At 33.2% G+C, this 26585-nt stretch carries 29 protein-coding genes and 1 tRNA gene; 16 read left to right on the forward strand and 14 right to left on the reverse strand.

From position 1 onward, the window contains the following. Positions 1–31: 31 nt before the first annotated feature. Positions 32–157 (reverse strand): hypothetical protein, encoded by a 126-nt coding sequence (locus BC748_RS14355; protein ID WP_281275078.1) that lies wholly within the window; start codon positions 155–157, stop codon positions 32–34. A gap of 29 nt (positions 158–186) precedes the next feature. Between BC748_RS14355 and BC748_RS10825 the strand changes: the two genes are divergently transcribed. The 3 genes from BC748_RS10825 (at position 187) to BC748_RS10835 (ending at position 1595) form a co-directional block, all read left to right on the forward strand. Further along, positions 187–636, forward strand: a complete 450-nt coding sequence (locus tag BC748_RS10825) for a GatB/YqeY domain-containing protein (protein ID WP_133533514.1) — start codon at positions 187–189, stop codon at positions 634–636. A 23-nt stretch (positions 637–659) separates the two neighbouring features. Beyond that, positions 660–733: transfer RNA gene (locus tag BC748_RS10830), tRNA-Arg, on the forward strand. A 46-nt stretch (positions 734–779) separates the two neighbouring features. Then, positions 780–1595: a zinc-dependent peptidase gene (locus tag BC748_RS10835; RefSeq protein WP_133533515.1), complete on the forward strand. Its 816-nt coding sequence runs from the start codon at positions 780–782 to the stop codon at positions 1593–1595. Here BC748_RS10835 and rpe read toward each other — a convergent pair. Continuing rightward, positions 1592–2251, reverse strand: coding sequence for a ribulose-phosphate 3-epimerase (rpe, locus tag BC748_RS10840; RefSeq protein ID WP_133533516.1), 660 nt, complete (start codon positions 2249–2251; stop codon positions 1592–1594). The genes BC748_RS10835 and rpe overlap by 4 nt on opposite strands. 221 nt (positions 2252–2472) lie before the next feature. On the opposite strand from rpe, the gene BC748_RS10845 reads away from it, so the two are divergent. The 3 genes from BC748_RS10845 to BC748_RS10855 all read left to right on the forward strand — a co-directional run bounded on the left by BC748_RS10845 (position 2473) and on the right by BC748_RS10855 (position 4459). After that, complete coding sequence (locus tag BC748_RS10845) at positions 2473–3471, forward strand: bestrophin family protein (RefSeq protein ID WP_133533517.1); 999 nt, start codon at positions 2473–2475, stop codon at positions 3469–3471. Positions 3472–3482: 11 nt separating this feature from the next. Then, positions 3483–4109 carry a carbonic anhydrase gene (locus BC748_RS10850; RefSeq protein ID WP_133533518.1) on the forward strand — a complete coding sequence of 209 codons (627 nt, stop codon included), beginning with the start codon at positions 3483–3485 and terminating at the stop codon, positions 4107–4109. A gap of 86 nt (positions 4110–4195) precedes the next feature. Continuing rightward, positions 4196–4459: a hypothetical protein gene (locus BC748_RS10855; protein ID WP_133533519.1), complete on the forward strand. Its 264-nt coding sequence runs from the start codon at positions 4196–4198 to the stop codon at positions 4457–4459. Between the two features lie 69 nt (positions 4460–4528). Here the strand turns inward: BC748_RS10855 and BC748_RS10860 are convergent, their stop codons facing one another. Both BC748_RS10860 and BC748_RS10865 read right to left on the reverse strand, forming a co-directional pair. Further along, positions 4529–5392: a sigma-70 family RNA polymerase sigma factor gene (locus tag BC748_RS10860; protein ID WP_026707723.1), complete on the reverse strand. Its 864-nt coding sequence runs from the start codon at positions 5390–5392 to the stop codon at positions 4529–4531. A gap of 81 nt (positions 5393–5473) precedes the next feature. After that, positions 5474–6436, reverse strand: coding sequence for a helix-turn-helix domain-containing protein (locus tag BC748_RS10865; protein ID WP_133533520.1), 963 nt, complete (start codon positions 6434–6436; stop codon positions 5474–5476). A gap of 107 nt (positions 6437–6543) precedes the next feature. Between BC748_RS10865 and BC748_RS10870 the strand changes: the two genes are divergently transcribed. Next, the gene (locus BC748_RS10870; RefSeq protein ID WP_133533521.1) at positions 6544–7269 is read left to right on the forward strand and encodes an LA_2272 family surface repeat-containing protein; all 726 of its coding nucleotides are present in this window, start codon (positions 6544–6546) and stop codon (positions 7267–7269) included. Positions 7270–7273: 4 nt separating this feature from the next. After that, a complete protein-coding gene (locus BC748_RS10875) occupies positions 7274–7876 on the forward strand; it encodes a hypothetical protein (protein ID WP_133533522.1) in 603 nt (200 codons plus the stop codon). A 62-nt stretch (positions 7877–7938) separates the two neighbouring features. Here BC748_RS10875 and BC748_RS10880 read toward each other — a convergent pair whose 3' ends face one another. From BC748_RS10880 to BC748_RS10890, 3 genes are all read right to left on the reverse strand, one after another. Continuing rightward, positions 7939–10098: a polyribonucleotide nucleotidyltransferase gene (locus BC748_RS10880; RefSeq protein ID WP_133533523.1), complete on the reverse strand. Its 2160-nt coding sequence runs from the start codon at positions 10096–10098 to the stop codon at positions 7939–7941. 139 nt (positions 10099–10237) lie between these two features. Further along, positions 10238–10507, reverse strand: coding sequence for a 30S ribosomal protein S15 (gene rpsO / locus BC748_RS10885; RefSeq protein WP_133533524.1), 270 nt, complete (start codon positions 10505–10507; stop codon positions 10238–10240). 106 nt (positions 10508–10613) lie between these two features. Then, positions 10614–11069: a GAF domain-containing protein gene (locus tag BC748_RS10890; protein ID WP_133533525.1), complete on the reverse strand. Its 456-nt coding sequence runs from the start codon at positions 11067–11069 to the stop codon at positions 10614–10616. A gap of 78 nt (positions 11070–11147) precedes the next feature. Here BC748_RS10890 and xrtF point away from each other — a divergent pair, with 78 nt between their 5' ends. The 7 genes from xrtF to BC748_RS10925 all read left to right on the forward strand — a co-directional run bounded on the left by xrtF (position 11148) and on the right by BC748_RS10925 (position 16610). Next, on the forward strand, positions 11148–11696 hold the full coding sequence (gene xrtF, locus BC748_RS10895; protein WP_162846451.1) for an exosortase family protein XrtF: 549 nt from the start codon (positions 11148–11150) through the stop codon (positions 11694–11696). After that, the gene (locus BC748_RS10900; RefSeq protein WP_133533527.1) at positions 11671–12120 is read left to right on the forward strand and encodes an exosortase F system-associated membrane protein; all 450 of its coding nucleotides are present in this window, start codon (positions 11671–11673) and stop codon (positions 12118–12120) included. Before xrtF ends, BC748_RS10900 begins: the two co-directional genes overlap by 26 nt. Positions 12121–12154: 34 nt before the next feature. After that, positions 12155–12574 (forward strand): HYC_CC_PP family protein, encoded by a 420-nt coding sequence (locus tag BC748_RS10905; RefSeq protein ID WP_133533528.1) that lies wholly within the window; start codon positions 12155–12157, stop codon positions 12572–12574. 56 nt (positions 12575–12630) lie between these two features. Continuing rightward, positions 12631–14637, forward strand: coding sequence for a TonB-dependent receptor plug domain-containing protein (locus BC748_RS10910; protein ID WP_133533529.1), 2007 nt, complete (start codon positions 12631–12633; stop codon positions 14635–14637). 76 nt (positions 14638–14713) lie between these two features. Beyond that, positions 14714–15055: a heavy-metal-associated domain-containing protein gene (locus BC748_RS10915; protein WP_133533530.1), complete on the forward strand. Its 342-nt coding sequence runs from the start codon at positions 14714–14716 to the stop codon at positions 15053–15055. 50 nt (positions 15056–15105) lie between these two features. Further along, positions 15106–15849 (forward strand): DUF2490 domain-containing protein, encoded by a 744-nt coding sequence (locus BC748_RS10920; protein ID WP_162846452.1) that lies wholly within the window; start codon positions 15106–15108, stop codon positions 15847–15849. 80 nt (positions 15850–15929) lie between these two features. After that, complete coding sequence (locus BC748_RS10925; protein ID WP_133533532.1) at positions 15930–16610, forward strand: DedA family protein; 681 nt, start codon at positions 15930–15932, stop codon at positions 16608–16610. Positions 16611–16697: 87 nt separating this feature from the next. Here BC748_RS10925 and groL read toward each other — a convergent pair whose 3' ends face one another. The 7 genes from groL to miaB all read right to left on the reverse strand — a co-directional run bounded on the left by groL (position 16698) and on the right by miaB (position 23584). Beyond that, positions 16698–18326 (reverse strand): chaperonin GroEL, encoded by a 1629-nt coding sequence (gene groL, locus BC748_RS10930; protein ID WP_133533533.1) that lies wholly within the window; start codon positions 18324–18326, stop codon positions 16698–16700. A 97-nt stretch (positions 18327–18423) separates the two neighbouring features. Beyond that, positions 18424–18699: a co-chaperone GroES gene (locus BC748_RS10935; RefSeq protein WP_035125548.1), complete on the reverse strand. Its 276-nt coding sequence runs from the start codon at positions 18697–18699 to the stop codon at positions 18424–18426. Positions 18700–18992: 293 nt separating this feature from the next. Continuing rightward, positions 18993–19337 carry a preprotein translocase subunit SecG gene (secG, locus tag BC748_RS10940; RefSeq protein ID WP_133533534.1) on the reverse strand — a complete coding sequence of 115 codons (345 nt, stop codon included), beginning with the start codon at positions 19335–19337 and terminating at the stop codon, positions 18993–18995. A gap of 2 nt (positions 19338–19339) precedes the next feature. Further along, a complete protein-coding gene (locus BC748_RS10945) occupies positions 19340–20167 on the reverse strand; it encodes a tetratricopeptide repeat protein (protein ID WP_133533535.1) in 828 nt (275 codons plus the stop codon). Positions 20168–20258: 91 nt separating this feature from the next. Further along, the gene (locus BC748_RS10950; protein WP_133533536.1) at positions 20259–20762 is read right to left on the reverse strand and encodes an LptE family protein; all 504 of its coding nucleotides are present in this window, start codon (positions 20760–20762) and stop codon (positions 20259–20261) included. A 46-nt stretch (positions 20763–20808) separates the two neighbouring features. Beyond that, entirely contained in the window at positions 20809–22074 is a 1266-nt protein-coding gene (locus tag BC748_RS10955; protein ID WP_133533537.1) for a sigma-54 interaction domain-containing protein, read from the reverse strand. Between the two features lie 55 nt (positions 22075–22129). Next, positions 22130–23584, reverse strand: coding sequence for a tRNA (N6-isopentenyl adenosine(37)-C2)-methylthiotransferase MiaB (gene miaB / locus BC748_RS10960; protein ID WP_133533538.1), 1455 nt, complete (start codon positions 23582–23584; stop codon positions 22130–22132). Between the two features lie 499 nt (positions 23585–24083). Between miaB and topA the strand changes: the two genes are divergently transcribed. Further along, positions 24084–26585: a type I DNA topoisomerase gene (gene topA, locus BC748_RS10965; protein ID WP_133533539.1), complete on the forward strand. Its 2502-nt coding sequence runs from the start codon at positions 24084–24086 to the stop codon at positions 26583–26585.

Genomic DNA, 26585 nt, shown 5'->3' on the forward strand with positions numbered 1-26585 from the left:
CATTTTTAATAAACCATATTCCCGCTTTTCGTTACAATCTGTCATTGCGAGGAAACGAAGCAATCTCATCATAATTTTGCAACGCAATGACAGGATTTCCACTACAATCGGGGCTAAAAAGCAAACCATAAACACTAAAACCAATATTTAATATCAAATATTTAATATTTAAAATCTAATATCAAAATGAGTTTACAAACAAAAATAATGGACGTAATGAAAGAAGCTATGCGTTCCAAAGATACAGTAGCGCTTGAAGCACTAAGAGCAATCAAATCAGAACTATTGTTAGCACAAACAGCAACAGGTTCAAAAGAAGAAATTGCAGAAGCAGATGAAATCAAAATACTTCAACGATTAGTAAAAATGCGTAAAGACAGCGCCGAAATCTTTACAACACAAAATCGTCCTGATTTAGCAGAACCTGAATTAGCTCAAATAAAAGTAATCGAACAATTCCTTCCAGCACAACTTTCTGAGACAGAAGTAGAAGCAATCGTTTCTAAAATCATTGCTGAAACTGGAGCATCAGGAATTGCCTCAATGGGAAAAGTTATGGGATTAGCTTCAGCTCAAATCGGCGGACAAGCAGAAGGAAAAACCATTTCGTCAATAGTAAAAAAATTATTAGTATAATTTTGTATATCTAACTTTAAATTGGCTTCGTAGTTCAACTGGATAGAATTTCGGATTTCGGCTCCGAAGGTTGCAGGTTCGAACCCTGCCGAGGTCACAAAAAAAGCTCAAAATACTTTGAGCTTTTTTTATATCTTTAAAAAATGGAAGTTCTGGTTTTAATTCCTGTTATAATAATACTCATACTCGCAGTTGTTTATTTATTATTTCTGTTTTGTTTGAGTTTGTTAGATGATATATCTATTGCACTCTTGAACAAACCATTGTACGTTCATTTTTATATTAATCCAAAGAAAATCTCACCAAATCAACAGTCAATTCTCAATCAAAGATTTGCATTCTATTCCAAATTAAACCAAAAGCAAAAAAACTACTTTAATCATAGACTGGTTAAATTCATCAATAAATACAAGTTCATTTCAAGAGAAAATCTTCATATTACTGAAGAAATGAAAATGCAAATTGCAGCAACTTATGTTATGTTAACTTTTGGAATGAGACGTTATTTAATTTCTATTTTTGATAAAATAATTATTTATCCAGATGAATATTATTCTAAATTTAGTGAACAAAATCACAAAGGAGAATTCAATCCTGCAATGAAAGCTGTTGTCTTTTCATGGAAACATTTTTATGAAGGCCAACAAATAACTAATGACAATCTAAATCTTGGAATTCATGAGTTTACTCATGTTATTCATCATAATAGTCTACGAAATCAAGATGCAAGTTCATTAAATTTTAAAAAGCAGTACGAAAAATTACTTCAAGAAATAACTCATTTACCTAATAGACAAAGATTGATAGACTCAAACTATTTCAGAATTTATGCATTTACTAATCAATTTGAATTTATTTCAGTAATTATAGAACATTATTTTGAAACTCCTAATGAATTTCAGGCAGAGTTTCCAGAATTATTCCAAAATGTCAGTAGAATGTTAAATCATAAATTTTAATCTACTATTTTCTTTAAATCTTTAATAGTTTCAATAGGATTTTGAGCTCTAAAAACAAAATTTCCAGCAACTAATACATCGGCACCAGCATCAACAAGTTGTCTTGCGTTTTTATCCGTAACGCCACCATCAATTTCAATCAAAGTTGAAGCATTTTTTCTCTTAATTAAAGCTTTTAGTTTTTTAACTTTAGTATAGGTATTTTCAATAAACGATTGTCCGCCAAAACCTGGATTTACACTCATAATACAAACCAAATCAATATCTTGAATAATATCTTCCAATAAATCAATGCTTGTATGCGGATTTAATGCAACACCAGCTTTCATTCCTTCGGCTTTAATAGCTTGTAAAGTTCGATGCAAATGAGTACAAGCTTCGTAGTGAACTGTTAAAACATCGGTACCTAATTTCTTAAAAGTAGAAATATATCGGTCAGGATCAATAATCATCAAGTGAACATCGATTGTTTTTTTTGCATGCTTTGTAATAGCTTCAAGAACAGGCATTCCAAAAGAAATATTTGGAACGAAAACGCCATCCATGATATCAACATGAAACCAATCGGCATCAGAGTTGTTAATCATTTCGATGTCGCGTTGTAGATTAGCAAAATCAGCTGCAAGAACTGAAGGCGCAATAAGAGTATTTTTCATTGTTTGTGTGTTGTTTCTGCAAAGATAAATCTAATTTTCGGCTGTGCCAAAATCCATCATTAAATCAAATATAGAGTTTGTTTGTTATTTATAGTTTTCTGCGATATTAAATGTATTTTTTCAGCTGATAAATAGGATAATTTTAAATTTTGTTTGGCAAAATAAGCGAGTGATTTGATAGATTAAAAAAATAAACTACTTTTAAGTTTTAAATCAATTTTATGTATACAAGAAAAAGATATGGGTTTTGGATGACTTTTATTTGGAGTAAAAAACCATTTATTATCGGGATAGTTTATGCTGCCGTTTTAACTGTATTTTTTGAGTTAATTTATCATAAACTTCGTTTTGATTTTTCAATTAGTTGGCAACCTATTAGTGTTCTGGGAATTGCAGTAGCTTTTTATTTAGGTTTTAAAAACAATGCTAGTTATGATCGAACTTGGGAAGCAAGAAAAATTTGGGGTGGCATTGTCAATAGTTCTAGAACCTTTGGTGCAGTAGTTTGCAGTTTTATCAATGGGGAAAATCAAGATTATATTAAAAAAGAACTGATTCACAGACATATTGCATGGCTTACAGCATTGCGTTACCAACTTCGGTTAGAGCGCGAATGGGAACATACAGAATATAGACTGAAAGGAAAATACAACCCAATAATTTCGGAACATTATTTTCAGGATTTAGAAAAGGAAATTAAGAATGTTTTATGTGAAGAGGAATTTGAGCTTTATAAAGGTAAAACGAATATGGCGGCACAAATTCTTCATAAACAAGCAACAAGATTACAAGAGTTGAGAAATTCTGGATATTATGATGATTTTCGACACATGGAGTTTCATAAATTAGTTGCTGATTTTTATGCCGATCAAGGTAGAAGCGAACGCATCAAAAATTTCCCTTTTCCAAGACAATATGCTTCCACAGCTTGGTGGTTAGGAATTATTTTTGCTGTTTTAGTTCCCTTTGGATTATTAAATATATTTCATAATTTAGAAAGTCATACGGTTTGGTTAACCATTCCTTTTTCGGCGCTTATTATTTGGGCTTTTTTCTTAATGGAAATGATTGGCGATTTTTCAGAAAATCCATTTGAAGGAACTTATAATGACGTGCCAATAACGTCAATTAGTAGAGGAATAGAAATTGATTTAAGAGAAATGCTAGGCGAAAAAGAAATACCAAAACCTATTACTGCAGAAAATGGATTTTTAATGTAAAAAATAAGATTATGGAATTTGAAAAAATATTTAAAAACAACGAGAAATGGGTTGCTGATAAGTTAGCTTTAGATTCTAATTATTTCACTGAATTAGCAAAAGGTCAAGCTCCAGAAATATTGTATATTGGTTGTGCGGATAGCCGTGTTACTGCTGAAGACTTGATGGGTTTACAACCAGGTGAATTGTTTGTTCATAGAAATGTTGCCAATATGGTCGTTTCTGTTGATTTGAATGTAATGAGTGTAATAAATTATGCTATTAATCATTTAAAAGTAAAACACGTAGTAGTTTGTGGACATTATGAATGTGGTGGTGTAAAAGCGTCTTTACAGCCTGTTGACTTGGGCATTTTAAATCCTTGGCTAAGAAATATTAGAGATGTTTATAGAATGTATCAACAAGAATTAGATGCAATTACTGATGAAAAACTACGTTTTGATAGATTGGTAGAGCTTAATGTGCAAGAACAATGCATTAATGTTATAAAAACGGCTGCAGTTCAAAAAGCCTACAAAGAACGTGGACTTACTGTTCAAGGTTGGGTTTTTGATGTTAGAACAGGTAAATTAATTGATTTGAAAATAAATTTCAAAGAGATTTTAGCTAACATAATGAAAATCTACAATTTAGAATAAATATACTTCATCTTAATTAAAAATAAAACTCCGGAAACTCGACCTCGTTTTTTTTAACGAGCGAACAGACTGGAGTTTTATTTGCCGTGCAAAAAATAAAACTCTGGAAACCCGAGCGAAGCGAACAGACTGGAGTTTTATTTGCCGTGCAAAAAATAAAACTCTGGAAACCCGAGCGAAGCGAACAGACTGGAGTTTTATTTGCCGTGCAAAAAATAAAACTCTGGAAACCCGAGCGAAGCGAACAGACTGGAGTTTTATTTGCCGTGCAAAAAATAAAACTCTGGAAACCCGAGCGAAGCGAACAGACTGGAGTTTTATTTGCCGTGCAAAAAATAAAACTCCGGTAATCAGCCGGAGTTTCAATCATCAATCAAAAAACGAACAGTTAATCAGACTGTTGTTACGTTCATAGGTGATTAGCCTAAATAAGTTTTCAAGATTTTACTTCTTGAAGTATGTTTTAATCTGCGAATTGCTTTTTCTTTAATTTGACGAACACGTTCGCGAGTTAAGTCAAAAGTTTCTCCAATTTCTTCCAATGTCATAGGATGTTGATCGCCTAAACCAAAATACAAGCGAACTACATCTGCTTCTCTTGGAGTTAGGGTTTCTAATGAACGCTCAATTTCTGTACGTAAAGATTCGTGAATTAATTCTCTATCTGGATTTGGAGATTCACCTGAACGTAATACGTCATAAAGGTTAGAATCTTCTCCTTCCACAAGCGGTGCATCCATTGATAAGTGACGACCAGAATTTTTCATAGATTCTTTTACGTCATTGACAGTCATATCAAGTTCTTTTGCAATTTCTTCAGCACTTGGCGGACGTTCATTAGATTGCTCTAATAAAGCGTACATCTTGTTGATTTTATTGATAGAACCAATTTTGTTTAATGGTAAACGAACGATACGAGATTGTTCTGCTAAAGCTTGCAAAATCGATTGACGAATCCACCAAACAGCATACGAAATGAATTTAAAACCACGAGTTTCATCAAAACGTTGCGCTGCTTTAATCAAACCTAAGTTTCCTTCGTTAATCAAATCGGGAAGTGTTAAACCTTGGTTTTGGTATTGCTTGGCAACAGAAACTACGAAACGTAAATTAGCTTTAGTCAGTTTTTCCAAAGCACGTTGATCACCAGCTTTAATTTTCTGCGCTAACTCTACTTCTTCATCAGCAGTTATTAAATCTACTTTTCCAATTTCTTGTAAATATTTGTCTAAAGATGCAGTTTCACGATTTGTTACCTGCTTGGTGATTTTTAGCTGTCTCATGTATATTTTCTCCTTTACTTTAAAGTGTTCAGGTGATTATACGTTATAGGTTATGAAAAAGTTACAAAATGATGAAAAAAATTAAAATAACAAATCAACTTGATTATTTAATTGCTCTAAATAATACTCAATTTTTCGGTTTGCTCTATTAAAAAACAAGTTTTGGTCTTTAATTCCTGATTGATTTAATGGCTTAGAATTAATAATTTGTTGATTAAAAAAGGCATGAACATTGTGGCAACTTTCTTTGTTATCAATTATAAAATAGCCTAATAAAGTATAAGGAATAAACATTGTGAGTTTTTCATTTGTTTCAATCAGCATATTGTTGTTTAGCAAAATCAACTCATTATAATAGATGGAAAAATTTGAATTGGGTTGGTTTGACTTGTCTTTTATTAATTTTAAAATCCGCTTCAAGTCTAAATATAAAGCAGTTGCGCTTTTAAAAGAGAGCAAGCCTGATTCGTAGAAATATAAAATTTGTTGTAAACTACTATTGATTGTCGTGTCGTTCCAAACTTCTTTCACAATAGCTTTTTCATAGATTTTTTTAAGTTTTTGAGTATGTTCCATAAACGAATCGTCAACTACAAAGTTCTCAAACGATACATTTATTTGTTCTGAATTCAATAACGTTAACCAAACATAAGCTTTGAATTTTGATATAATTGTGTTGTCCATAAAGTAAAATAACGGAATGTCTTTAGCCGAATAATATAATGTTGGCTTTCCTGTTATTGTTAGTTGCTCAATTCGTTCTGCCGATTTTTTAAAATAAGATAACATGTCTTTCAAAGACTTGATTTCGATGGTTTTTTCCACAATTACTTTGTCGTTTTTTAAAAACAATTTGTCTAAAGAAATATTGAAATGATTGGCTAACAGCAATGTTTCATCAATAGAAAATTTGCTTTTTCCAGAAACTCGTCGGTGTGCGGCATCATAACTACAATTTAAAATGTTAGCAATTTCATCGTTTAATGAAGTAGATGTTGACAGTAGTTTTCTGATTTCTTTTAAAAGTAATTCTTGATTGCTCATAATTATTTTGCGATAATCACAAATATAATAATTTAATTAATTGATTTTATCAAATTATAATGCATTAATCGCAATAATTTTGGATTATAATTTTAAATCAAGTTATAATGAAAACAAAAATTTTATTGCTTCTAGTTTCGGTATCAAGTTTTGTTTCAGCACAAGACACAATTCCTTTTCCAAAAATTGACTCAATTAAAACGCATTCGCAAGTATTTAGCTTATCACCAATTTCAAAAAAGGTTGATAAAGTAAACGGATTAGTTTTTGGTGTTGGTCATTATCAGAATAAACATATTGAAAAGCAAACCATAAACGGAGTTAATGTAGATTTAAATCCTGTCGGTTTAGCAATTCCGATGATTATCGTTTTTATTCCTGAAATGATTCAAAAAGGCTCATTTTTAAAAGAAGTTAAATCAGATACTATTGTTAAAGTTGATATTAAATTCCCACGGATTCAAGTAAATGGTTTACATCTAAGTACTGGATGCTTTTTTACCAATGTTAGTATGAATGGATTGAATATCTCGTTGCTAAATCGATTTACAAAAATGAATGGTGTTTCCATCTCGCCAATTGGCACTCAAGCTAAAGTCATGAATGGATTTTCTTTTGGAATTTACAATGGTTTTAATGAAAATAATGGATTAAGTATAGGATTGGTCAACGAATCAATGAATTTAAAAGGTATCCAATTTGGAATATATAATTCCGCTAATACAGTGAAAGGAATTCAGATAGGAATATTTAATATATCTAAAAAAAATGGTTTTCAAATTGGAATTTGGAATGTAAATAACAAAAGGTCTATGCCTTTTATTAATTGGTAAAAAGATGAAGAAGTATATTTTAGCATTGATTGGACTTATGTTTAATATCATGCAATCTCAAACTAATAAGCCAGAATACGAAAGGGTTTATATTGAAATTGGATATTTAAAACCATTGGACAAATTATCTAATAAATTTGATATTTCTCCGTCTTTTGGATTTTGGTTTCGAAATCGAATTCAAAAAAATGATTATGTGGATTTAGGATTTAATTTCTTTATTCCTAATAATCCATCCAATATAAACTTTAAATTTCAAGACACTATTTTGAGTTACAAGTCAAGATATTTTGCTATTAATATTGGCGCTCGATTTGCAAAAGTTTTACCATTGTCTTTGCAAACAAATAATTTTAATTTTGAATGGAATTCAGGCGTTGGATTAGCACTAAATACTTATAAAGCACCTGATGAAATTGATTTTGGTGATGATCATAGTGGTGAGATTTTGACAACATTTTATATTTCGCAGGGAATAAAGGTAAATTATAAAAATGTTGGTTTTCAATGTCATTATCAATGGTTGCCATATGGTTTTTTTTCAGAAAGACTAGAGAAAAATTTTGGTTCACAAAGTTTGATGTTTGGTATGGTTTACAGACAATAGCTAACTAAAAAACCCCAATTCAACTAAATGAATTGGGGTTTTATATATTTGAAAAATTTAATTTATTCCGATTTTGGAGTAATTTTATTTTCTTCTCTTGGAGGTCTTGGTAAAAGTGCTTTTCTAGAAACTTTTTCTTTTCTAGTTTTAGGATCAACACCTAAATATTTCACCATGAACACATCACCCATGTTTACAACATCAGTAACATTTTCTGTTCTTTCCCAAGCTAATTCAGATACGTGTAATAAAACTTCGTTTCCTGGAGCTGCAGTATATTCTACAACTGCACCAAAATCTAACATTTTAATTACTTTCACTTCATAAGCTTCTCCCATTGCTGGCTTGAAAATGATAGAATCAATTTTAGCTAAAACTGCTGCAATTCCATCTGGATCTGTACCAAGAATTTCAACAACACCTTGCTCGTCAACTTCGTTGATTACAATTGTAGTTCCAGTAGCTTTTTGTAATTCCTGAATTACTTTTCCACCTGGTCCAATCAAAGCACCAATGAAGTTTCCTGGAATGGTTCTCATGATAATTTTTGGAGCATGAACTTTAACATCCGCTCTTGGAGTAGCAATTGTTTCAGTTAATTTTCCTAAAATATGTAAACGACCATCACGAGCTTGGTTTAAAGCTTGCTCCATAATGTCATAACGCAAGCCCTCAATTTTGATGTCCATTTGACAAGCTGTTATGCCATCGGTAGTTCCAGTTACTTTGAAATCCATATCACCTAAATGATCTTCATCTCCTAAAATATCTGAAAGAACAGCAAATTTTTGACCGTCTGTAATTAATCCCATAGCAATTCCTGAAACTGGTTTTACCATTTGAACTCCAGCATCCATTAAAGCCATTGTTCCAGCACAAACGGTTGCCATAGAAGACGAACCGTTAGATTCTAATACTTCAGAAACAATACGGATAGTGTAAGGACAATCAGCAGGAATCATGTTTTTTAAAGCTCTTTGAGCCAAGTTTCCATGACCAACTTCTCTTCTTGAAGTTCCTCTTAAAGGTTTAGCTTCTCCAGTTGAAAATGGTGGGAAATTATAATGTAAGTAGAATTTTTCTTCTCCTTGTTCTGATGGTGAATCGATTTGGTTTGCTTCTCTTGAAGTTCCAAGAGTTACTGTTGCCAATGCTTGAGTTTCTCCACGAGTAAATAAAGACGAACCGTGAACCGAAGGCAAATAGTCAATTTCACACCAGATTGGTCTGATTTCGGTTGTTTTTCTTCCATCTAAACGGATTCCTTTTTCAAGGATTACATTACGAACAGCTTCTTTGTTTGTTTTATAGAAATATTTTCCAACTAAACCTGCTAAGTCGCTATTTTCAGCATATTCTTCTTCAGTAAATAAAGCTTTGCATTCTTCTTTTACGGCAGCAAATTTTTCGCCTCTTTCACTTTTTCCTGAAGCTTCTTGAGCGATTGCATAACATTTGTCATAAGCAGCTGCTTTTACTTTAGCATAAACAGTTTCGTCTTCAACTTCACCTTCGTATGTACGGATTTCTTTTTTTCCAAAAGCTTCTTGCAGACGTAGTTGTGCGTGAATTTGAACTTTAATAGCTTCATGAGCAAATTTGATGGCTTCAACCATTTCTGCTTCTGAGATTTCTTTCATTTCACCTTCAACCATCGCAACCGAGTCTAATGAAGCTCCAATCATCATGTCAATATCAGACAATTCTAATTGTGCTCTACTTGGATTGATTACAAATTTTCCGTCGATACGTGCAACACGAACTTCTGAAATTAAGTTGTAAAAAGGAATGTCTGAAACTGCTAACGCCGCCGATGCTGCTAAACCTGCTAATGCATCTGGCATAACGTTTTCGTCATGAGACATTAATTGAATCATCACTTGCGTTTCTGCATGATAATCATCTGGGAAAAGTGGACGTAAAACACGGTCAACTAATCGCATTGTTAGTACTTCGCTGTCGCTTGGACGAGCTTCTCTTTTGAAAAATCCACCAGGAAAACGTCCTGCTGCTGCAAATTTTTCACGGTAATCTACCGTTAAAGGTAAAAAATCAACATTTGGGTTGGCTGTTCTTGCAGATACTGCTGTTGCTAAAAGCATGCAATCACCTAGTCTTACAACAACCGAACCATCGGCTTGTTTTGCTAATTTACCTGTCTCGATTGTGATGCTTCTTCCATCACCTAAATCGATTGTTTCTTGGGTTACTTTTGGAATCATAAAATTTAATTCGTTTAAACTATTAGGTTAGTTGTGTTGTTGTTGTGTGCTAGTAGTTGTTTGTAACCCAATGAAAAACCGAAACTTTCTTCTTTATTTTTAAAACAAAAAGAGGCGCGAAAGCACCTCTTTATATGTATTATTTTCTAATACCTAATTCTTTAATAATCTCACGATATCTGTTGATATCTTTTTTCTTTAAATAGTCAAGAAGACTTCTTCTTTTACCTACCAAAAGAACTAACGAACGCTCAGTATTATAATCGTGACGATTTTTTTTCAAGTGCTCAGTCAAGTGAGAGATTCTAAATGTAAACAATGCGATTTGACCTTCAGCCGAACCAGTGTTTTCAGCTTTTCCTCCGTGTTTAGCGAAGATTTCAGCTTTTGTTTCTTTACTTAAATACATTCCAATATTATTTTAAATGATTATTATGTATGAAAAGAGGTTTTCTCAATTCGTGTGCAAAGGTAGAAATAATTGTTAATTCTGAATTATAAATTATAAATTATTTTTAAAATAATTTCGCAACCTCTTGATTTACAAATTCTAAAAATCTCTCATCAGCTTCGGTGAAAGGATCAATAACATGACTATCAATGTCTATTTGTCCTATGTTTTGACCATTTACAAAGAGCGGAACTACGATTTCTGACTTAACGGTAAAGCTACAAGCGATATAATTATCTTGTGCCGAAACATCAGGAACAACAAAATTAGCATTGGATTCGGCAACTTGTCCGCAAATTCCTTTTCCGAAAGGAATTACTGTGTGATCGGTTTCCGCACCAACATATGGTCCGAGATGTAATGTTTTGTTTTCGTGATTAGCAAAATAAAAGCCAACCCAATTGTAATAGTCAACATTGTCTGATAGGAATTGACAAAGATTTTTCAATTTTATTTCTCTCTCTAAACTTACTTCAGACAGAATTTGGCTAACCTGTGGTTTTAGTTCTTCTAAATTCATTTTCAATTTTTATGCAAAAGTAATGACTGTGCTTTTTTTATTTTATATAAATTTGTTAAAAATTATAATTTTAAAAATTTGCTAAAGCAATACAAACCCTTTTTGATTTTTCTGAGTAAATTTTTGTTGACCTATTTGGTGTTGACAATTATTTATCAATTCTATTTAAATCGCTTTGATGTTAAAAAAAACGAAGTTGATACGTTCACAGGAATAGTTGCCAATCAATCTGAAGCAGTTTTATCACTTTTTGATGAGCAGTCTTATTCAATGCCGCATTTACAAGAGCCAAGTATAAAATTGTTTTATAAAGGCAAGTACATTTCTCGAATTATTGAAGGTTGCAATGCTTTAAGTGTTATTATTCTATTTATTTCTTTTGTTATAGCTTTTACTGGAAAGTTGAAGCAAACTATTTTTTTCATCATTATTGGTAGTTTCATAATTCATATTCTAAACATAGGTCGAATAGCTTTATTGTGTATTGCTTTGTACAGTTATCCTGAGTATGAACACTTTCTACACGGTGTAGTTTTTCCATTGATTATTTATGGAGTTGTTTTTTTATTGTGGGTTGTTTGGGTAAATAAATTTTCAATTTATGTTAGAGAAACTAAAGAAGAATAAAGGAAAAATAATTTGGTCAGCATTGCTTATTTTGCTTTTGATTTGTGTTAGAGCATTCGAAAGCAAATTGTTTTACGATCCGTTTTTGGATTATTACAGAAGAGAGTTTACTCATTTGCCATTTCCCGAAATAAATCCTGTGAAGTTGTTTTTGAGTTATGGTTTTCGGTTTTACATCAACTCGGTTTTGTCACTAGGATTGTTGTACGTGCTTTTCAAAGACACTAAAATAGTGAAGTTCTCTATTTTTTTATACATGGTTTTAGCCACTGTTTTAATGATAAGTTTCTTCTTTGTATTAACTTTTTTTGGAGAAGAAAATAAAATGACTTTATTCTACATCCGAAGATTTATTATTCAACCCATATTTATTTTGCTTTTTATTCCAGCTTTTTATTATCAGAATAGAATAAGAAAATCTTAAGAAAATTATATTTTTCTTTGTATATCTTTGCAACATGATTTTGAAGAAACAGCTAAGTGTTTTAATTGCATTTTTCGTTTTGGTTTCCAATTCGGGATTGGCATTTAACGTGCATTTTTGTGAAGGTAAAATAGCTTCCATAACTTCTGTTTTTTCCGATGCTGAAGTTTGTGCAATGCCGATAGAAGTTGAAAAAACATGTTATGCAAAAGCGGAGCCAACTCACGAGAAATGTTGTTCAGACAAAGAAGTTAATCTAAAAAACAAAACAGAAAAAATCATTATCAAAACGATTGCTTTTGATATGGATACTGTTTTTTATTTCAACGAATACAAAACACTTCAATTTGGTTTTTATCAAGACCAATTTCAAACTCCAATTGTAGCGTATTATTGCGATGCTAATGCGCCGCCATTGTATAAGCTACATTGCCAATTTACTTTTTACGCTTAATTTAATTATTTGATTTTCAATATTTTTTGAATTTTTAATAATTAAATTATAAACTAATGAAAAACATTTTATGGTTCTTGTTAGTGTTGTTTTCTTCCAATGTTTTTGGACAAGAAGAATTGGAAGAAGTCAAAGTAAAAGCAACACAAAAAGGACTAAAAAAATCACTAAAAGGCACAGCCAATACGACATTGGTTACCAGTAAAGAATTACTCAAAGCGGCATGTTGTAATTTGGCAGAAAGTTTTGAGACCAATCCTTCCATCGATGTGAATTTTTCCGATGCTTTGACAGGAACAAAGCAAATAAAAATGCTTGGATTAACTTCGCCTTACATTATGATTACGGAAGAAAATGTACCTTCGGTTCGTGGTGCTTCACAAGCTTTTGGATTGTCGTTTACACCTGGAACTTGGGTTGATAATATCCAAATTACAAAAGGTGCAGGAAGTGTTGTAAACGGTTACGAAAGTATTTCGGGACAAATCAATACCGAATTGTTGAAACCAATGAACGACATTCCTTTTTTCTTGAATGCTTATGGTTCAACCGATTCGCGTTTTGAATTAAATACGCATTTCAATAAAAAAATTAATGACAAATGGGCAACAAGTTTGTTCGTTCATGGAAATGCGCGAGTTTCTAAAAACGATATGAATAATGATGGTTTCCTAGATAATCCGTTGGGAAAACAAATCAATGTGGCTAATCGATGGCAATACGCAAATGCAGAAACTGGTTGGGTTTCGTTTTTTAACTTCCGTTTTATGAAAGATGAAAAACAAACTGGAGAACTCGATTTTGATAAAGACAAACATAAACAAACAACCACTTTTTGGGGTTCAGAAATTAACTCCGAGCGATTTGATTTTACCTCAAAAGTAGGTTATGTTTGGAAGGAAATGCCTTTTCAAAGTATTGGTTTTCAAAACGCATTTACTAATCATAATCAACAATCGTATTTTGGTTTAAATCAATACGATATCAAGCAGCAAAGCTATTATTCGAACCTGATTTTCAACTCGATTATTAGCAATACGATGCATAAATTTTCTACCGGTTTGAATTTTATGTATGACAAATATTCGGAATATATCAACACGTTTGATGTAAGTAGAATTGACAATTCGGTTGGTGCATTTTTCGAATATACTTTTGATAATAATGATAAATTGAGCTATGTTCTTGGCGGACGAATGGATTATCACAATAGGTTAGGAGCATTTTTTACACCAAGATTTCATTTGAAATACAATGCTTTTGAAAATTCAGTTTTTAGAATTTCTGCCGGAAGAGGAAAACGCGCCGCGAATATTTTTGCAGAAAATCAAAATCTTTTTGCTAGTTCAAGAACCATTTCAATTATGGGAACAAAAGGCGAAATTTATGGTTTAAGTCCAGAAATCGCTTGGAATTATGGAGTAAGTTTTACTCAAAAATTCAAGTTGTTTTCAAAAAATGCTGATATTACAGTAGATTTTTATCGAACCGATTTTCAAAACCAAGTTGTGGTTGATATCATGCAAAGTCCACAAGAATTGTTGTTTTATGATTTAAAAGGAAAATCATTTGCCAATAGTTTACAAATTGATTTCAACGTGGAACTTATCAAGCATTTGAATTTAAGAACAGCTTATAAATATTTCGATATTTCAACTGATTATTTATCGGGAAGTTATCAAAGACCTTTGCAGGCAAAACATCGTTTTTTTGCTAATGTAGAATATGAAACGCATATCAAAGATAAAGGGCAACAATGGAAATTTGATTATACCTTCAATTGGTTAGGAAAACAACAATTGCCCAACACAGCAACCAACCCAGAACAAGACAGATTACCTAATTTTTCACCTTCATTTGGAGTGATGAATGCACAAATTACTCGAACATTTTCAAGCACATTTGAAATGTATGTTGGTGGCGAAAACATTGGAAATTACCGTCAAAGCAAAGCGGTTTTAGGAAGCGATAATCCTTTTGGACCAAATTTTGATACCTCAATTGTGTATGCGCCAGTTTTTGGACAAATGTATTACGCAGGATTGCGATTTAAAATTAAATAATTAGAAACCGATATTTGTCACCCTGAGCGCAGTCGAAGGGCAATTTCAATAGCAAATTCAAAAAATCAATGACAAAATGAAAAACATAATTTTAGGAATGATGTTGCTTTTTGTAACACTTTCAACACAAGCACAAGAAAAAAAGAAGAAAAATGCTAAATACGATATCGAAGTTAATGGTAATTGCGAAATGTGCAAAAAGCGAATTGAGCAAGCTGCATTTTCAGTAAAAGGAGTAAAAAGTGCGGAATGGCATTCGGATGATACTACATTACATTTGATAATCAATGAAGAAAAATGTTCGCTTATCGATGTGAAAAATGCGATTGCTAAAGTTGGTCATGATACCGATGAAGTAAAAGCAACTGATGACGATTATGAAAGGCTTCACGGATGTTGTATGTATGAAAGAAAGTAGTTTAAACTCCTTATCTTTGATGAGGAGTTTTTATTTTAAAAATAGTTATTTTGAAAAAATTAGCTTTGTTGTTTATTTTGTTTTTTGGCGAAATTATAGCTCAAAAAACCGTGCAAGACCAATCTGTATGGTTTGCTTATGTAGGTCAATACAAAGTTTCTCCAAAATGGGGTTATCATGCTGAAGCTCAGTTTCGAATGGATAATGAACTGGAGCAAAGTTTGCAGAATTTATATCGAGTTGGAGCAATTTATTATTTGCCAAAAAATCAGAGTGTAACGGCTGGATATGCTTTAGTAAAAACTTTAAATCGTTCTGTTGATGATTATTTTTCAGAGAATAGAATTTGGCAACAATATCAAGTAAATAAAAAGTGGCATTCTGACAAGAACAATATGACACATCGTTTTCGATTGGAACAACGCTGGGTTGATCAAATTGGTTTAGTAGAAGACGAAGTGGTAAAATTAGCAACAAATTATCAAAATAGGTTGCGCTATTTGAATAGAAATTTATTTCAAATTAGTAAGTTCAATTCAGACGATAAAGAAGTGTATGGTATTTTGCAAAGTGAGGTTTTTTTAAATCTTGGCAACAATAAAGTAAATTCAAAATTCTTTGATCAAAATCGATTTTTGGTTGGTTTTGGTTTAAATTTTGAAAACAAAACGAGGTTCGAATTGGGATATATGAACCATTTTATTACTTCGAGTTCATCTTCAAATTTAATGCGCCACACAGTATCTATTTCATTACTACATAATTTAGATTTTTCAAAAACAATTAATCCTTAGATTTACGTTAAAACCAACTATTATAACAAAAAATATCACTAATTTCACGCTCGAATTTTTTACCATAAAAATAAATAGTAATGAGTGATTTTGATTGGATGCAGTTACTAAATCCTGAGTTTTATATAACCATGACAGTTGGTGGTGTAAAGGTTGGGTTGTGGATTGTTTTATTTATAGTATTTGCTGAAACTGGACTTTTTGCAGGTTTCTTTTTGCCAGGTGACAGTTTACTTTTTTTAGCTGGAATTTACAGTAGAAGTTTAGTTGAAAATTTTGTTTTTATTCAAAATGATTTTACAAATGTGCTTTTACTTTCTACATTAGTTGCTGTAGCTGGAATTATTGGAAATATGGTTGGATACTGGTTTGGAAGCAAAAGCGGTTATTATTTGTATAAAAAAGAAGATAGTTTTTGGTTCAAGAAAAAATACTTAATTCAGTCAAAAGATTTCTTCGAAAGATATGGTGGGAAAGCAATCATTTTTGCACGTTTCCTTCCCATTTTTAGGACTTTTGCACCAATTGTTGCTGGAATTGTTTTCATGGACAAAAAGAAATTTATGTTTTATAACATTTTAAGTTCTTTTCTTTGGTCGTTTACTTTGATTTTTGCCGGACATTATTTGTATGGATTGTTTCTAGAAAAATTTGACATCGATTTAAAACATCACATAGAAAAAATCATTATTTTGATTATCTTGATTTCAACTTTTCCTGTAATTATGAAGTTAATAAAGAAACCAAGAGCAACTGAATAATTAAAGAATAAAATAATAAAAAATCCGTCATTTGTAAAGTGACGGATTTTTTAGTTTTAACCAATTGTAGTTTTAGGATATTTGATTTTACATCATTCCAGGCATTCCTCCGCCCATTGGCATTCCTCCAGCATTTTCTTCTTTGATGTCAATTAAAGCACATTCTGTAGTTAAAATCATTCCTGCAACTGATGCTGCGTTTTCTAAAGCTACACGAGTTACTTTTTTAGGATCGATAATTCCAGCTTTTAGCATGTCAACATATTCGTCTGTTTTTGCATTGTAACCGAAATTTTCTTTTCCTTCAGATACTTTTGCAACCACAACAGAACCTTCTAAACCTGCATTTTCAACAATAGTTCTCAAAGGAGATTCTACAGCTCTAAAAACAATTTGAATTCCAGTAGCCTCATCAGCGTTGTCTGCTTTTATTGATGTTAAAGCAGATTTTGCTCTTAATAAAGCAACGCCTCCACCAGCAACAATTCCTTCTTCAACAGCCGCGCGAGTAGCATGTAATGCATCGTCAACTCTGTCTTTTTTCTCTTTCATTTCTACTTCTGAAGCAGCTCCAACATAGAGAACTGCAACTCCACCAGCCAATTTAGCCAAACGTTCTTGTAATTTTTCTTTATCATAATCAGAAGTCGTAGTTTCCATTTGACCTTTGATTTGGTTTACCCTGTTTTTGATTAAATCGGCATTTCCAGCACCATTTACAATTGTAGTATTGTCTTTATCGATTGAGATTTTTTCTGCTGTTCCAAGCATTTCTAAAGTTGCATTTTCTAGTGTGTAACCACTTTCTTCTGCAATTACAGTTCCACCAGTTAAAATAGCTATATCTTCTAACATTGCTTTTCTTCTGTCACCAAAACCTGGAGCTTTTACAGCAGCAATTTTCAATGCGCCACGAAGTTTGTTTACAACCAAAGTTGATAAAGCTTCACCGTCAACATCTTCTGCAATAATTAATAATGGTTTTCCAGATTGAGCAACTGGTTCCAAAACTGGAAGTAATTCTTTTAATGAAGATACTTTTTTATCGTATAAAAGAATGTATGGATTTTCCAATTCAACATTCATTTTTTCTGGATTGGTAACGAAATAAGGTGATAAATAACCTCTGTCAAATTGCATTCCTTCTACAACATCTACGTAAGTATCAGTTCCTTTTGCTTCTTCAACAGTAATAACACCTTCTTTTCCAACTTTTCCAAAAGCAGTTGCAATTAAATCACCAATAACTTCGTCGTTATTAGCCGAAATTGATGCTACTTGTTTAATTTTTTCTGAAGAAGAACCCACTTCTTGCGCTTGTTTTCCAAGGTCAGCAACGATTGCTTCAACAGCTTTGTCGATTCCTCGTTTTAAATCCATTGGATTTGCTCCAGCAGCAACGTTTTTTAAACCTTCTTTTACAATTGCTTGTGCAAGGACTGTTGCAGTTGTAGTTCCGTCTCCAGCTAAATCATTAGTTTTTGACGCTACTTCTTTAACCATTTGCGCGCCCATATTTTCTAATGGATCTTTTAATTCTATTTCTTTAGCTACAGAAACACCATCTTTAGTTACTGTTGGTCCGCCAAATGATTTTGAAATAATTACATTTCTACCTTTTGGTCCAAGAGTCACTTTTACTGCATTTGCTAGAGCGTCAACACCACGTTTTAATCCGTCACGTGCTTCAATATCGAATTTTATATCTTTTGCCATTTTTTAATTAATTTTTGAATTTAGATTTATGAATTTAGAACTTTGTGCTTAGAAAATTAAAATTCATTTTCTGAATTCTAATTTCTAAATTCTAATTTTAGATGATTGCAAGAATATCGTCTTCTCTCATAATTAAATAATCTTTTCCATCCAATTTTAAATCGGTTCCTGCGTATTTACCATAAAGAACGGTGTCGCCAACTTTTACAGTCATTGGTTCGTCTTTTTTACCATTTCCTACAGCAAGAACAGTTCCTTTTTGTGGTTTTTCTTTAGCTGTATCGGGAATGATAATTCCAGAAGCAGTTTGTGTTTCGGCTGCTGCTGGTTCCACAATTACGCGGTCTGAAAGCGGTTTAATGTTTAATGCCATAATGTGTATATTTTTATGATTTATTAAAATTTTGTTGTTGCTTTTTATTAGTCAGAAACTGTGCCAATTGGGTAAAACTGACAATTTTTCAGCGAAGATAGGCAAAGTTGACAAAAGGGTAAGTTGTTTATCAATTAGCCCTTGCTGAAATGGCATCCTTTTTCTTGGAAAGAAAAAGATAGAATGGAAGCAAGGAAAATGGATGCCAAAAATACCCAAGCAATTCGCTCCAAATTTTTCATAAAAAAAGTCCCGATTTTGGTCGAGACTTTCTTTATGAGTTTATCTAACTCTTATTTTTTTTCTTCAGCAGGTTTTGCTGGAGTTGTTGTAGCTGGAGTTTCAGCAGGTTTTGCTGGAGTTGAAATGGATGATTCGTCAATAATTTTTGAATTAGAATCGCTCAAAGTTCCAGTAAAACTTAAACTTGAAGCTAATATTAACATTATTAATACTGCTGCTAATGTCCAAGTGCTTTTATCTAAAAAGTCAGTTGTTTTCTGAACGCCACCAAGTTGTGATGAGCTACCAAAAGTTGAAGAAAGTCCGCCACCTTTTGGATTTTGAACCATAATCACAATGATTAATAGGAAACAAACAATTGTTATTAATACTAAAAAGATTGAAAATGTACTCATTATTATTTATTATTTTGTTGTAAAATCTTTATATCCGAAATTCGGTCTGCAAAGAAACTACTTTTTTCTGGATATTTCAAAATTAATATTTCATATGCTTGAATTGCTTTTGAATATTTTTTTTGTTCCAAATAAACTCGCGCTAAAGTTTCGGTCATTAAATAGGTAGTGTCTTCTGTTTTTTGTTCAATTACGATGTTTTGAGCATCTTTTGAAATAGGTGTAATTTTCGGATTGTTCTCTATGAACTTATCAATCAACTCTATTTTTTTCTGTTTTTCAACGCTGATTTCAATTTCGGTGACTGATTTTTCTGCTTCTCTAATAATCGGTTTGAAACGTGCTAATTGCAACCATTCTTGGAAGGAATGTTTTTCGTCTTTGGTGAATTCTAATGGTTTGCCAATAGCTAGTTTTTCGGTTGCTTTTTCTTCCTCTGTTGTTGCTTCTTTGATGGAATTCTTAATCGAATTTTCTAGCGTGTTTTGGTTTTCAAGTAAAGCGGGTTCGGCCAACACGATTTCGCTTTCATAAACATGCATGTTCATCAATTCCTCTAATTTTTTTTCATACAATCCTTTTTGAACTGCTACAAAATTATCAGAAGTGATAAAATCAAAAAGCATGCTTCTATCTGTGGTGTAAGCTGCGGCAACTTTTAACGCATAATTGTATTTATAACTGTCTTGGTTGTAAAGATGCTTTAATCGCATTACTCGTGCGCTTTGAAAATAGGGAAATTCCTCGATTACATTTTCTAGGGTTTCTGCCTGTTTCTCGCTTATAGCGTCAGGTTTGTTGAGAAGATATGTATAATCGGTTAGGTTCAATTTTTGTTATTTGTTATTGTTTGTCCGTTGTTATGTTAGTCATCAAATTGCAAAAAAAACTATAAACTGTCATTTCCAACTTGATTGGAAATTACCATTTTGCTAACGATTCATTAAAGATATCTTGTGTGATTCGCTCAAAAATAACTTCTAATGATCGGTTTAGTTGTTCTCCAGTTAATGGTGTGTTTGCTGGAAAATCATCAAAAAACGAAAAGCTTTTTTCAAAATTATCCTCTTCTTTATTTTTGTTTGTAAATCGAACATTGACTGCTATTGTCAAACGGTTTTGTGCCGCTCTAATATCCGCAGTTGCTGTCATTGGAGTTACATTAAATCGAGTAATTTCTCCTTCATACATTAAATCACCGTTGGAAGTCGTTAAATTCAAATTGGTTTGATTTTGAATTAAATCTTGCAGTCGCAACGTAAATGTTCTTTCAATTCCAGGCTCAATCAAGTCGGCATTATTTTGAAAATAATTCACTTGAAAAGTTTTGGCATCAATTTTTCCTGTTCCAGTAAAGTTATAAACGGAACAACTGCTGATGCAAAAAGCAACAAATAATAATAGAATGTATTTTATGTTTTTCATAGAAGTTTCAAAGATATATTTTTCTAATTGTTAATTATCAATTAAATTACAAATCAAATTGTTTAATTTTTCGATAAAGTGTTCTTTCAGAAATTCCCAATTCATCGGCTGCGGCTTTGCGTTTTCCTTTGTGGCGTTCCAAAGATTTCTTTATCAATTCAATTTCTTTTTGTTCCAATTTTAAAACTTCTTCCTCTTCAATAGTTTCTGCTACAAGATAATGATTATCATCATCTTCATCGTCAAATTCTTCTTGATGCGTTTCATTATGTTTCGGAATTACATTCATTCGTGGTTCTTCTTCAAAATGAATTTCGCTTTCGGTTGTTGTTGAACCATATACTTTTTGAATTAAACTTGGATTGATGTCTTGTACTTTGGCACCATTTTTCATCAATTCCATGGTTAATTTTTTCAAATCATTCAAATCGCTTTTCATGTCAAAAAGCACTTTATATAAAATATCTCTTTCGGTAGAAAAATCACCATCCGATTTTTTTCCGCCAACTACCGATGGTAAATTACTGCCTTCAATCGGCAAATACGATTGCAATGTCGCTAACGTAATGTCTCGGTTGGTTTCTAATACTGAAATCTGTTCGGCAACGTTTCGCAACTGACGAATGTTTCCACTCCAACGGTATTTTTGTAAAAACTGAATGGCATCGTCACTCAATTTAATCGGTGGCATTTTATATTTATGAGCAAAATCAGCTGCGAATTTTCTAAACAACAAATGAATATCGTCTTTCCTGTCGCGCAATGGCGGCAACGGAATATCAACCGTACTCAAACGATAATATAAATCTTCACGGAATTTTCCTTTTTCAATCGCGTCAAACATATTAACGTTCGTTGCAGCAACAATGCGAACATTCGTTTTTTGAACTTGTGACGAACCAACTTTTATAAATTCGCCGTTTTCCAAAACACGAAGCAAACGAACTTGGGTTGTTAACGGTAATTCTCCAACTTCGTCCAAGAAAATCGTTCCGCCATCGGCAACTTCAAAATACCCTTCACGCGTATTTGTTGCCCCAGTAAAAGCGCCTTTTTCGTGACCAAAAAGCTCACTGTCAATTGTTCCTTCTGGAATAGCACCACAGTTTACAGCAATGTATTTTCCATGTTTTCTGTGCGAAAGTGAATGAATAATTCTCGGAATGCTTTCTTTTCCAACACCACTTTCTCCAACAACCAATACCGAAATATCGGTTGGCGCAACCTGAATTGCTTTCTCGATAGCACGATTCAATTTTGGGTCATTCCCAATAATTTCAAATCGTTGTTTTATACTTTGAACTGATTCCATATGTCATTGCGAGGCACGAAGCAATCTCTTTTTGAATTTATTTCAGTATTTATAATCAATTAGTTTGCATTGGACCATACCCAACCGCTTCACCAATCAATGTCGCCGTTGTACAATCACTAATTTTCACCATTACAAAATCCCCAACTTTATAATCACCTTTCGGGAAAACGGCTACTACATTCTCAGAATTTCTTCCACTCCAATGTTGGTCTGACTTCTTCGATTCTTTTTCAATCAAAATTTCTACTGTTTGACCTAAGAAACGTTTTGTTCTTTTTTCGCTTAAAATCTGTTGTAAATCAACCACTTCTTGCAAACGACGTTTTTTTGTTTCTTCTGGAACATCATCTTCCATCTTTCTCGCTGCCAAAGTTCCTGGACGTTCAGAGTAAGCAAACATATAACCAAAGTCATATTCTACATATTCCATTAAACTCAACGTATCTTGATGATCTTCCTCTGTTTCTGTTGGAAAACCCGTAATCATATCTTGCGAAATCGAACAATCTGGAATAATACGCTTGATTTTATCCACCAATTCCATATATTCTTCACGAGTGTGCTGACGATTCATCTCTTTTAATATACGAGTGCTTCCGCTTTGAACGGGTAAGTGAATGTAATTACAAACATTATCGTATTTAGCAATCACATGAAGCACTTCTTCATGCATATCCTGCGGATTAGAAGTCGAAAAGCGAAAACGCATTTTTGGGAAAGCAATCGAACATTGTTCCAATAGTTGAGCAAAATCAGTAGCCGTAGCTTTTTGCATATCGGTAGCTTTTACAAAATCTTTCTTCAAACCGCCGCCATACCAAAGGTAACTGTCCACGTTTTGACCTAAAAGACAAACTTCTTTAAAACCTCTATTCCACAAATCCTGAATTTCTTCTATAATACTTTGTGGTTCACGACTGCGCTCACGTCCGCGAGTAAACGGAACCACACAAAACGTACACATATTATCACAACCACGAGTAATAGAAACAAACGCATTCACACCGTTACTATTCAAACGAACCGGAGCAATATCGCCATACGTTTCGTCTTTTGAAAGAATAACATTTATCGCATCGCGTCCTTCTTCCACTTCTTTCAAAAGATTAGGCAAATCCTTGTAAGCATCAGGACCAACAACCATATCAACGATTTTTTCTTGCTCCAAAAACTGGTCTTTCAATCGTTCCGCCATACAGCCTAAAACGCCAACTTTCATACCCGGATTTATACTGCGTTTCACCGCATTATATTTCTCCAAACGCTTTCTCACCGTCATTTCCGCCTTGTCGCGGATAGAACATGTATTAACCAAAACCAAATCGGCTTCTTCCAAATTTTGTGTCGTGTTATAACCTTGCTCCGTCAAGATAGAAGCTACAATCTCACTGTCCGAAAAATTCATCGCACAGCCATAACTTTCTATAAAAAGCTTTTTTGTATTACCTTCTTTATTCTCTAAAACAAGCGATGTGCCTTGTTTTTTCTCATCAATTTCTTTTTCCATAAAATATTCTTCGCTAAATCGGGAAGCAAAGATAATACTAAATTATAAAATATGACAAGATGGCAGATAACGTTTAACAAAAGTTTTTGAAGCGACCCGTTCTGGCTTTTTTGGAAACCATTTTCCCGCTTTCCGTTACAATCTGTCATTGCGAGGAAGAAAGCAGTAACATCTAACAATTCAAAATCGCAATGACAGGATTTCCACTTCAATCGGGGCTAAATGACAATCAATTATAATTTCAGTAAAGTTTCAAAAACTAGTAGAGTGTGGAGGTAGTATTTTCTCTAAAACACGGCGCAAACCTTTCCAAACACGGCGCAGAGCTTTCCAAACACGGCGCAAAGCATCTCAAACATGGCGCAGAGCGTTCCAAACATGGCGCAAACCATTTCAACTCTTTTTTTAGTTTCCAAAAAATCATTTCCCCGTTAAAAAACAACACTAAATCGGTAATTTAAAAAAAACAATTACATTTGTCCGCACAAACAATCGTGATATGGCAAAGAATTTAGTTATCGTAGAGTCACCAGCTAAGGCTAAAACAATCGAAAAATTTCTAGGAACAGACTACCAAGTTGAATCAAGTTACGGACACATTGCCGACTTGCCTTCCAAGGAAATAGGAGTAGATGTAGCCAATGGTTTTAAACCAAAGTATGAAGTCTCCGCCGATAAAAAAGCATTAGTTACCAAACTTAAAGGTCTAGCCAAAACCGCCGATATAGTCTGGCTTGCTTCCGATGAAGACCGCGAAGGAGAAGCCATTTCTTGGCACTTAGCGGAAGAACTAAAATTAGACAAAGCCAAAACCAAAAGAATTGTTTTTCACGAAATCACTAAAAACGCCATCCTAAAAGCCATCGATAATCCTCGCGAAATCGATTATAACTTAGTAAATGCACAGCAAGCTCGTAGAGTATTGGACCGTTTAGTAGGATACGAATTGTCACCTGTATTGTGGAAAAAAGTAAAAGGCGGACTTTCTGCTGGTCGTGTACAATCCGTTTCGGTGCGTTTAATAGTAGAACGCGAAAGAGAAATCCAAGAATTCAAAGCAGTAGCATCTTATTCAGTTACAGCCGAATTTACAAACGAAGCTGGAAAAGTGGTGAAAGCCAAATTACCAAAAAACTTCGCTACTAAAAAAGAAGCCGAAGATTTTCTAAACAAAAACATCGGTTCTACCTATAAAGTAGCCGATTTAGAAACCAAACCAACAAAAAAATCACCTGCTGCACCGTTTACAACTTCTACATTACAACAAGAAGCAGCACGTAAGTTATACCTTCCTGTCGGAATCACCATGCAATTAGCACAACGATTATACGAATCTGGATTGATAACCTACATGAGAACAGACAGCGTGAATCTTTCCAAAGAAGCATCAGAAGCGGCACAAGCCGAAATCACAAAATCATACGGTAGCCAATATTCTAAACCAAGAACATTTGCAACCAAAAGTAAAGGCGCACAAGAAGCACACGAAGCCATTCGTCCAACAGACATGTCACGCCATACAGTTAATATAGATAGAGACCAAGCGCGTCTTTATGATTTAATCTGGAAAAGAACACTGGCTTCGCAAATGAGCGATGCGGAATTAGAAAGAACCAACGTAAAAATTGAAGCCAATAACCATAGCGAAGTTTTTCAAGCTACAGGAGAAGTTATCAAATTCGAAGGTTTTCTAAAAGTTTATCTCGAAGGTAACGATGACGATGATGAAGAGCAAGAAGGTATGTTGCCAGCCTTAAAAGTCAACGAAAAATTATTGAATACTGTAATTACGTCAAGAGAACGTTTTACGCAACCACCAAGTCGCTACACCGAAGCAGCTTTAGTAAAAAAGCTAGAAGAACTAGGCATTGGTCGTCCTTCTACTTATGCGCCAACCATTTCAACTATCATCGCAAGAACGTATATTGAAAAAGGAAGTTTTGAAGGTGCTGAACGAAAGTACAATCAAATGATACTAAAAGGTGGCGAAGTTAAAAGTCAAGTTTTAACCGAAATGACAGGTTCAGATAAAGGAAAGTTAGTACCAACAGACATTGGAACCATTGTAAACGACTTTTTAGTAAAAAATTTCGAAGCCATTCTAGATTATAATTTCACTGCCAAAGTGGAGCAAGACTTTGACGAAATAGCCGAAGGAAACATCGACTGGGCAAAAATGATGCAAGACTTCTACAATAAGTTCCATCCAAATGTAATTGAAGTAGAGAAAAATGCAGATAGAGAAAGTGGAGAAAGAATATTAGGAAAACATCCAGAATCTGGTAAAACAGTTTTAGTTCGTCTCGGAAAGTTTGGTGCAATGGCTCAAATAGGCGATGCAGATGATGAAGAAAAACAGTTTGCAAGCTTACGTCCAGAGCAAAATATGGGTAACATTTCCCTTGAAGAAGCATTGAAGTTGTTTTTATTACCAAAATCACTTGGGGAATATAAAGGTGAAGAAGTAGAAGTGAGCAATGGACGATTTGGTCCTTATGTTCGCTTTGGAAAACAATTCATTTCATTGCCAAAAGGAGAAGAGCCATTGGATGTAACAATGGAAAGAGCGAAAGAGTTAATAGATGAAAAAGTAAAAGCCGATGCGCCAATAGCAACCTATAAAAATATGGATGTTCAAAAAGGCGTTGGGCGTTTTGGACCTTTCCTTAAATGGAACGGTATCTTTATTAATGTAAATAAAAAATACAACTTCGATAATCTATCACAATCTGATGTAGCTGAATTAATCGAAGAAAAATTGCAAAAAGATATAGACAAAGTAATCCATGACTGGAGCGAAGAAGGTATTTTGGTTCAAAAAGCACGTTGGGGAAGATCAGAAATTACCAAAGGGAAAATTAAAATCGAATTGAGTAAAGATATTGATGCTTCAAAATTGACTTTAGAGCAAGTAAAAGAAATGATTGCTAAAAAAACGCCTGAGAAAAAGACAGCGGCAAAAAAGTCCGCAACTAAAAAAGCACCAGCAAAAAAGAAATAA

The organism is Flavobacterium dankookense (assembly GCF_004362665.1).
Classification (GTDB): domain Bacteria; phylum Bacteroidota; class Bacteroidia; order Flavobacteriales; family Flavobacteriaceae; genus Flavobacterium; species Flavobacterium dankookense.

What these genes read in the sequence shown, in the direction of transcription:
- BC748_RS10910 (WP_133533529.1), top strand. Translation starts at nt 12,631, where the DNA reads ATGAAAAACATTTTATGGTTCTTGTTAGTGTTGTTTTCTTCCAATGTT.
- rpe (WP_133533516.1), bottom strand. Translation starts at nt 2,251, where the DNA reads ATGAAAAATACTCTTATTGCGCCTTCAGTTCTTGCAGCTGATTTTGCT.
- BC748_RS10845 (WP_133533517.1), top strand. Translation starts at nt 2,473, where the DNA reads ATGTATACAAGAAAAAGATATGGGTTTTGGATGACTTTTATTTGGAGT.
- BC748_RS10890 (WP_133533525.1), bottom strand. Translation starts at nt 11,069, where the DNA reads ATGAATTTAGAAGAACTAAAACCACAGGTTAGCCAAATTCTGTCTGAA.
- miaB (WP_133533538.1), bottom strand. Translation starts at nt 23,584, where the DNA reads ATGGAAAAAGAAATTGATGAGAAAAAACAAGGCACATCGCTTGTTTTA.
- BC748_RS10865 (WP_133533520.1), bottom strand. Translation starts at nt 6,436, where the DNA reads ATGAGCAATCAAGAATTACTTTTAAAAGAAATCAGAAAACTACTGTCA.
- secG (WP_133533534.1), bottom strand. Translation starts at nt 19,337, where the DNA reads ATGAGTACATTTTCAATCTTTTTAGTATTAATAACAATTGTTTGTTTC.
- BC748_RS10925 (WP_133533532.1), top strand. Translation starts at nt 15,930, where the DNA reads ATGAGTGATTTTGATTGGATGCAGTTACTAAATCCTGAGTTTTATATA.
- groL (WP_133533533.1), bottom strand. Translation starts at nt 18,326, where the DNA reads ATGGCAAAAGATATAAAATTCGATATTGAAGCACGTGACGGATTAAAA.
- rpsO (WP_133533524.1), bottom strand. Translation starts at nt 10,507, where the DNA reads ATGTATTTAAGTAAAGAAACAAAAGCTGAAATCTTCGCTAAACACGGA.
- BC748_RS10850 (WP_133533518.1), top strand. Translation starts at nt 3,483, where the DNA reads ATGGAATTTGAAAAAATATTTAAAAACAACGAGAAATGGGTTGCTGAT.
- BC748_RS10950 (WP_133533536.1), bottom strand. Translation starts at nt 20,762, where the DNA reads ATGAAAAACATAAAATACATTCTATTATTATTTGTTGCTTTTTGCATC.
- BC748_RS10880 (WP_133533523.1), bottom strand. Translation starts at nt 10,098, where the DNA reads ATGATTCCAAAAGTAACCCAAGAAACAATCGATTTAGGTGATGGAAGA.
- BC748_RS10915 (WP_133533530.1), top strand. Translation starts at nt 14,714, where the DNA reads ATGAAAAACATAATTTTAGGAATGATGTTGCTTTTTGTAACACTTTCA.
- BC748_RS10835 (WP_133533515.1), top strand. Translation starts at nt 780, where the DNA reads ATGGAAGTTCTGGTTTTAATTCCTGTTATAATAATACTCATACTCGCA.
- BC748_RS10935 (WP_035125548.1), bottom strand. Translation starts at nt 18,699, where the DNA reads ATGGCATTAAACATTAAACCGCTTTCAGACCGCGTAATTGTGGAACCA.
- BC748_RS10825 (WP_133533514.1), top strand. Translation starts at nt 187, where the DNA reads ATGAGTTTACAAACAAAAATAATGGACGTAATGAAAGAAGCTATGCGT.
- BC748_RS10955 (WP_133533537.1), bottom strand. Translation starts at nt 22,074, where the DNA reads ATGGAATCAGTTCAAAGTATAAAACAACGATTTGAAATTATTGGGAAT.
- topA (WP_133533539.1), top strand. Translation starts at nt 24,084, where the DNA reads ATGGCAAAGAATTTAGTTATCGTAGAGTCACCAGCTAAGGCTAAAACA.
- BC748_RS10905 (WP_133533528.1), top strand. Translation starts at nt 12,155, where the DNA reads ATGATTTTGAAGAAACAGCTAAGTGTTTTAATTGCATTTTTCGTTTTG.
- BC748_RS10875 (WP_133533522.1), top strand. Translation starts at nt 7,274, where the DNA reads ATGAAGAAGTATATTTTAGCATTGATTGGACTTATGTTTAATATCATG.
- BC748_RS10900 (WP_133533527.1), top strand. Translation starts at nt 11,671, where the DNA reads ATGTTAGAGAAACTAAAGAAGAATAAAGGAAAAATAATTTGGTCAGCA.
- BC748_RS10860 (WP_026707723.1), bottom strand. Translation starts at nt 5,392, where the DNA reads ATGAGACAGCTAAAAATCACCAAGCAGGTAACAAATCGTGAAACTGCA.
- BC748_RS10870 (WP_133533521.1), top strand. Translation starts at nt 6,544, where the DNA reads ATGAAAACAAAAATTTTATTGCTTCTAGTTTCGGTATCAAGTTTTGTT.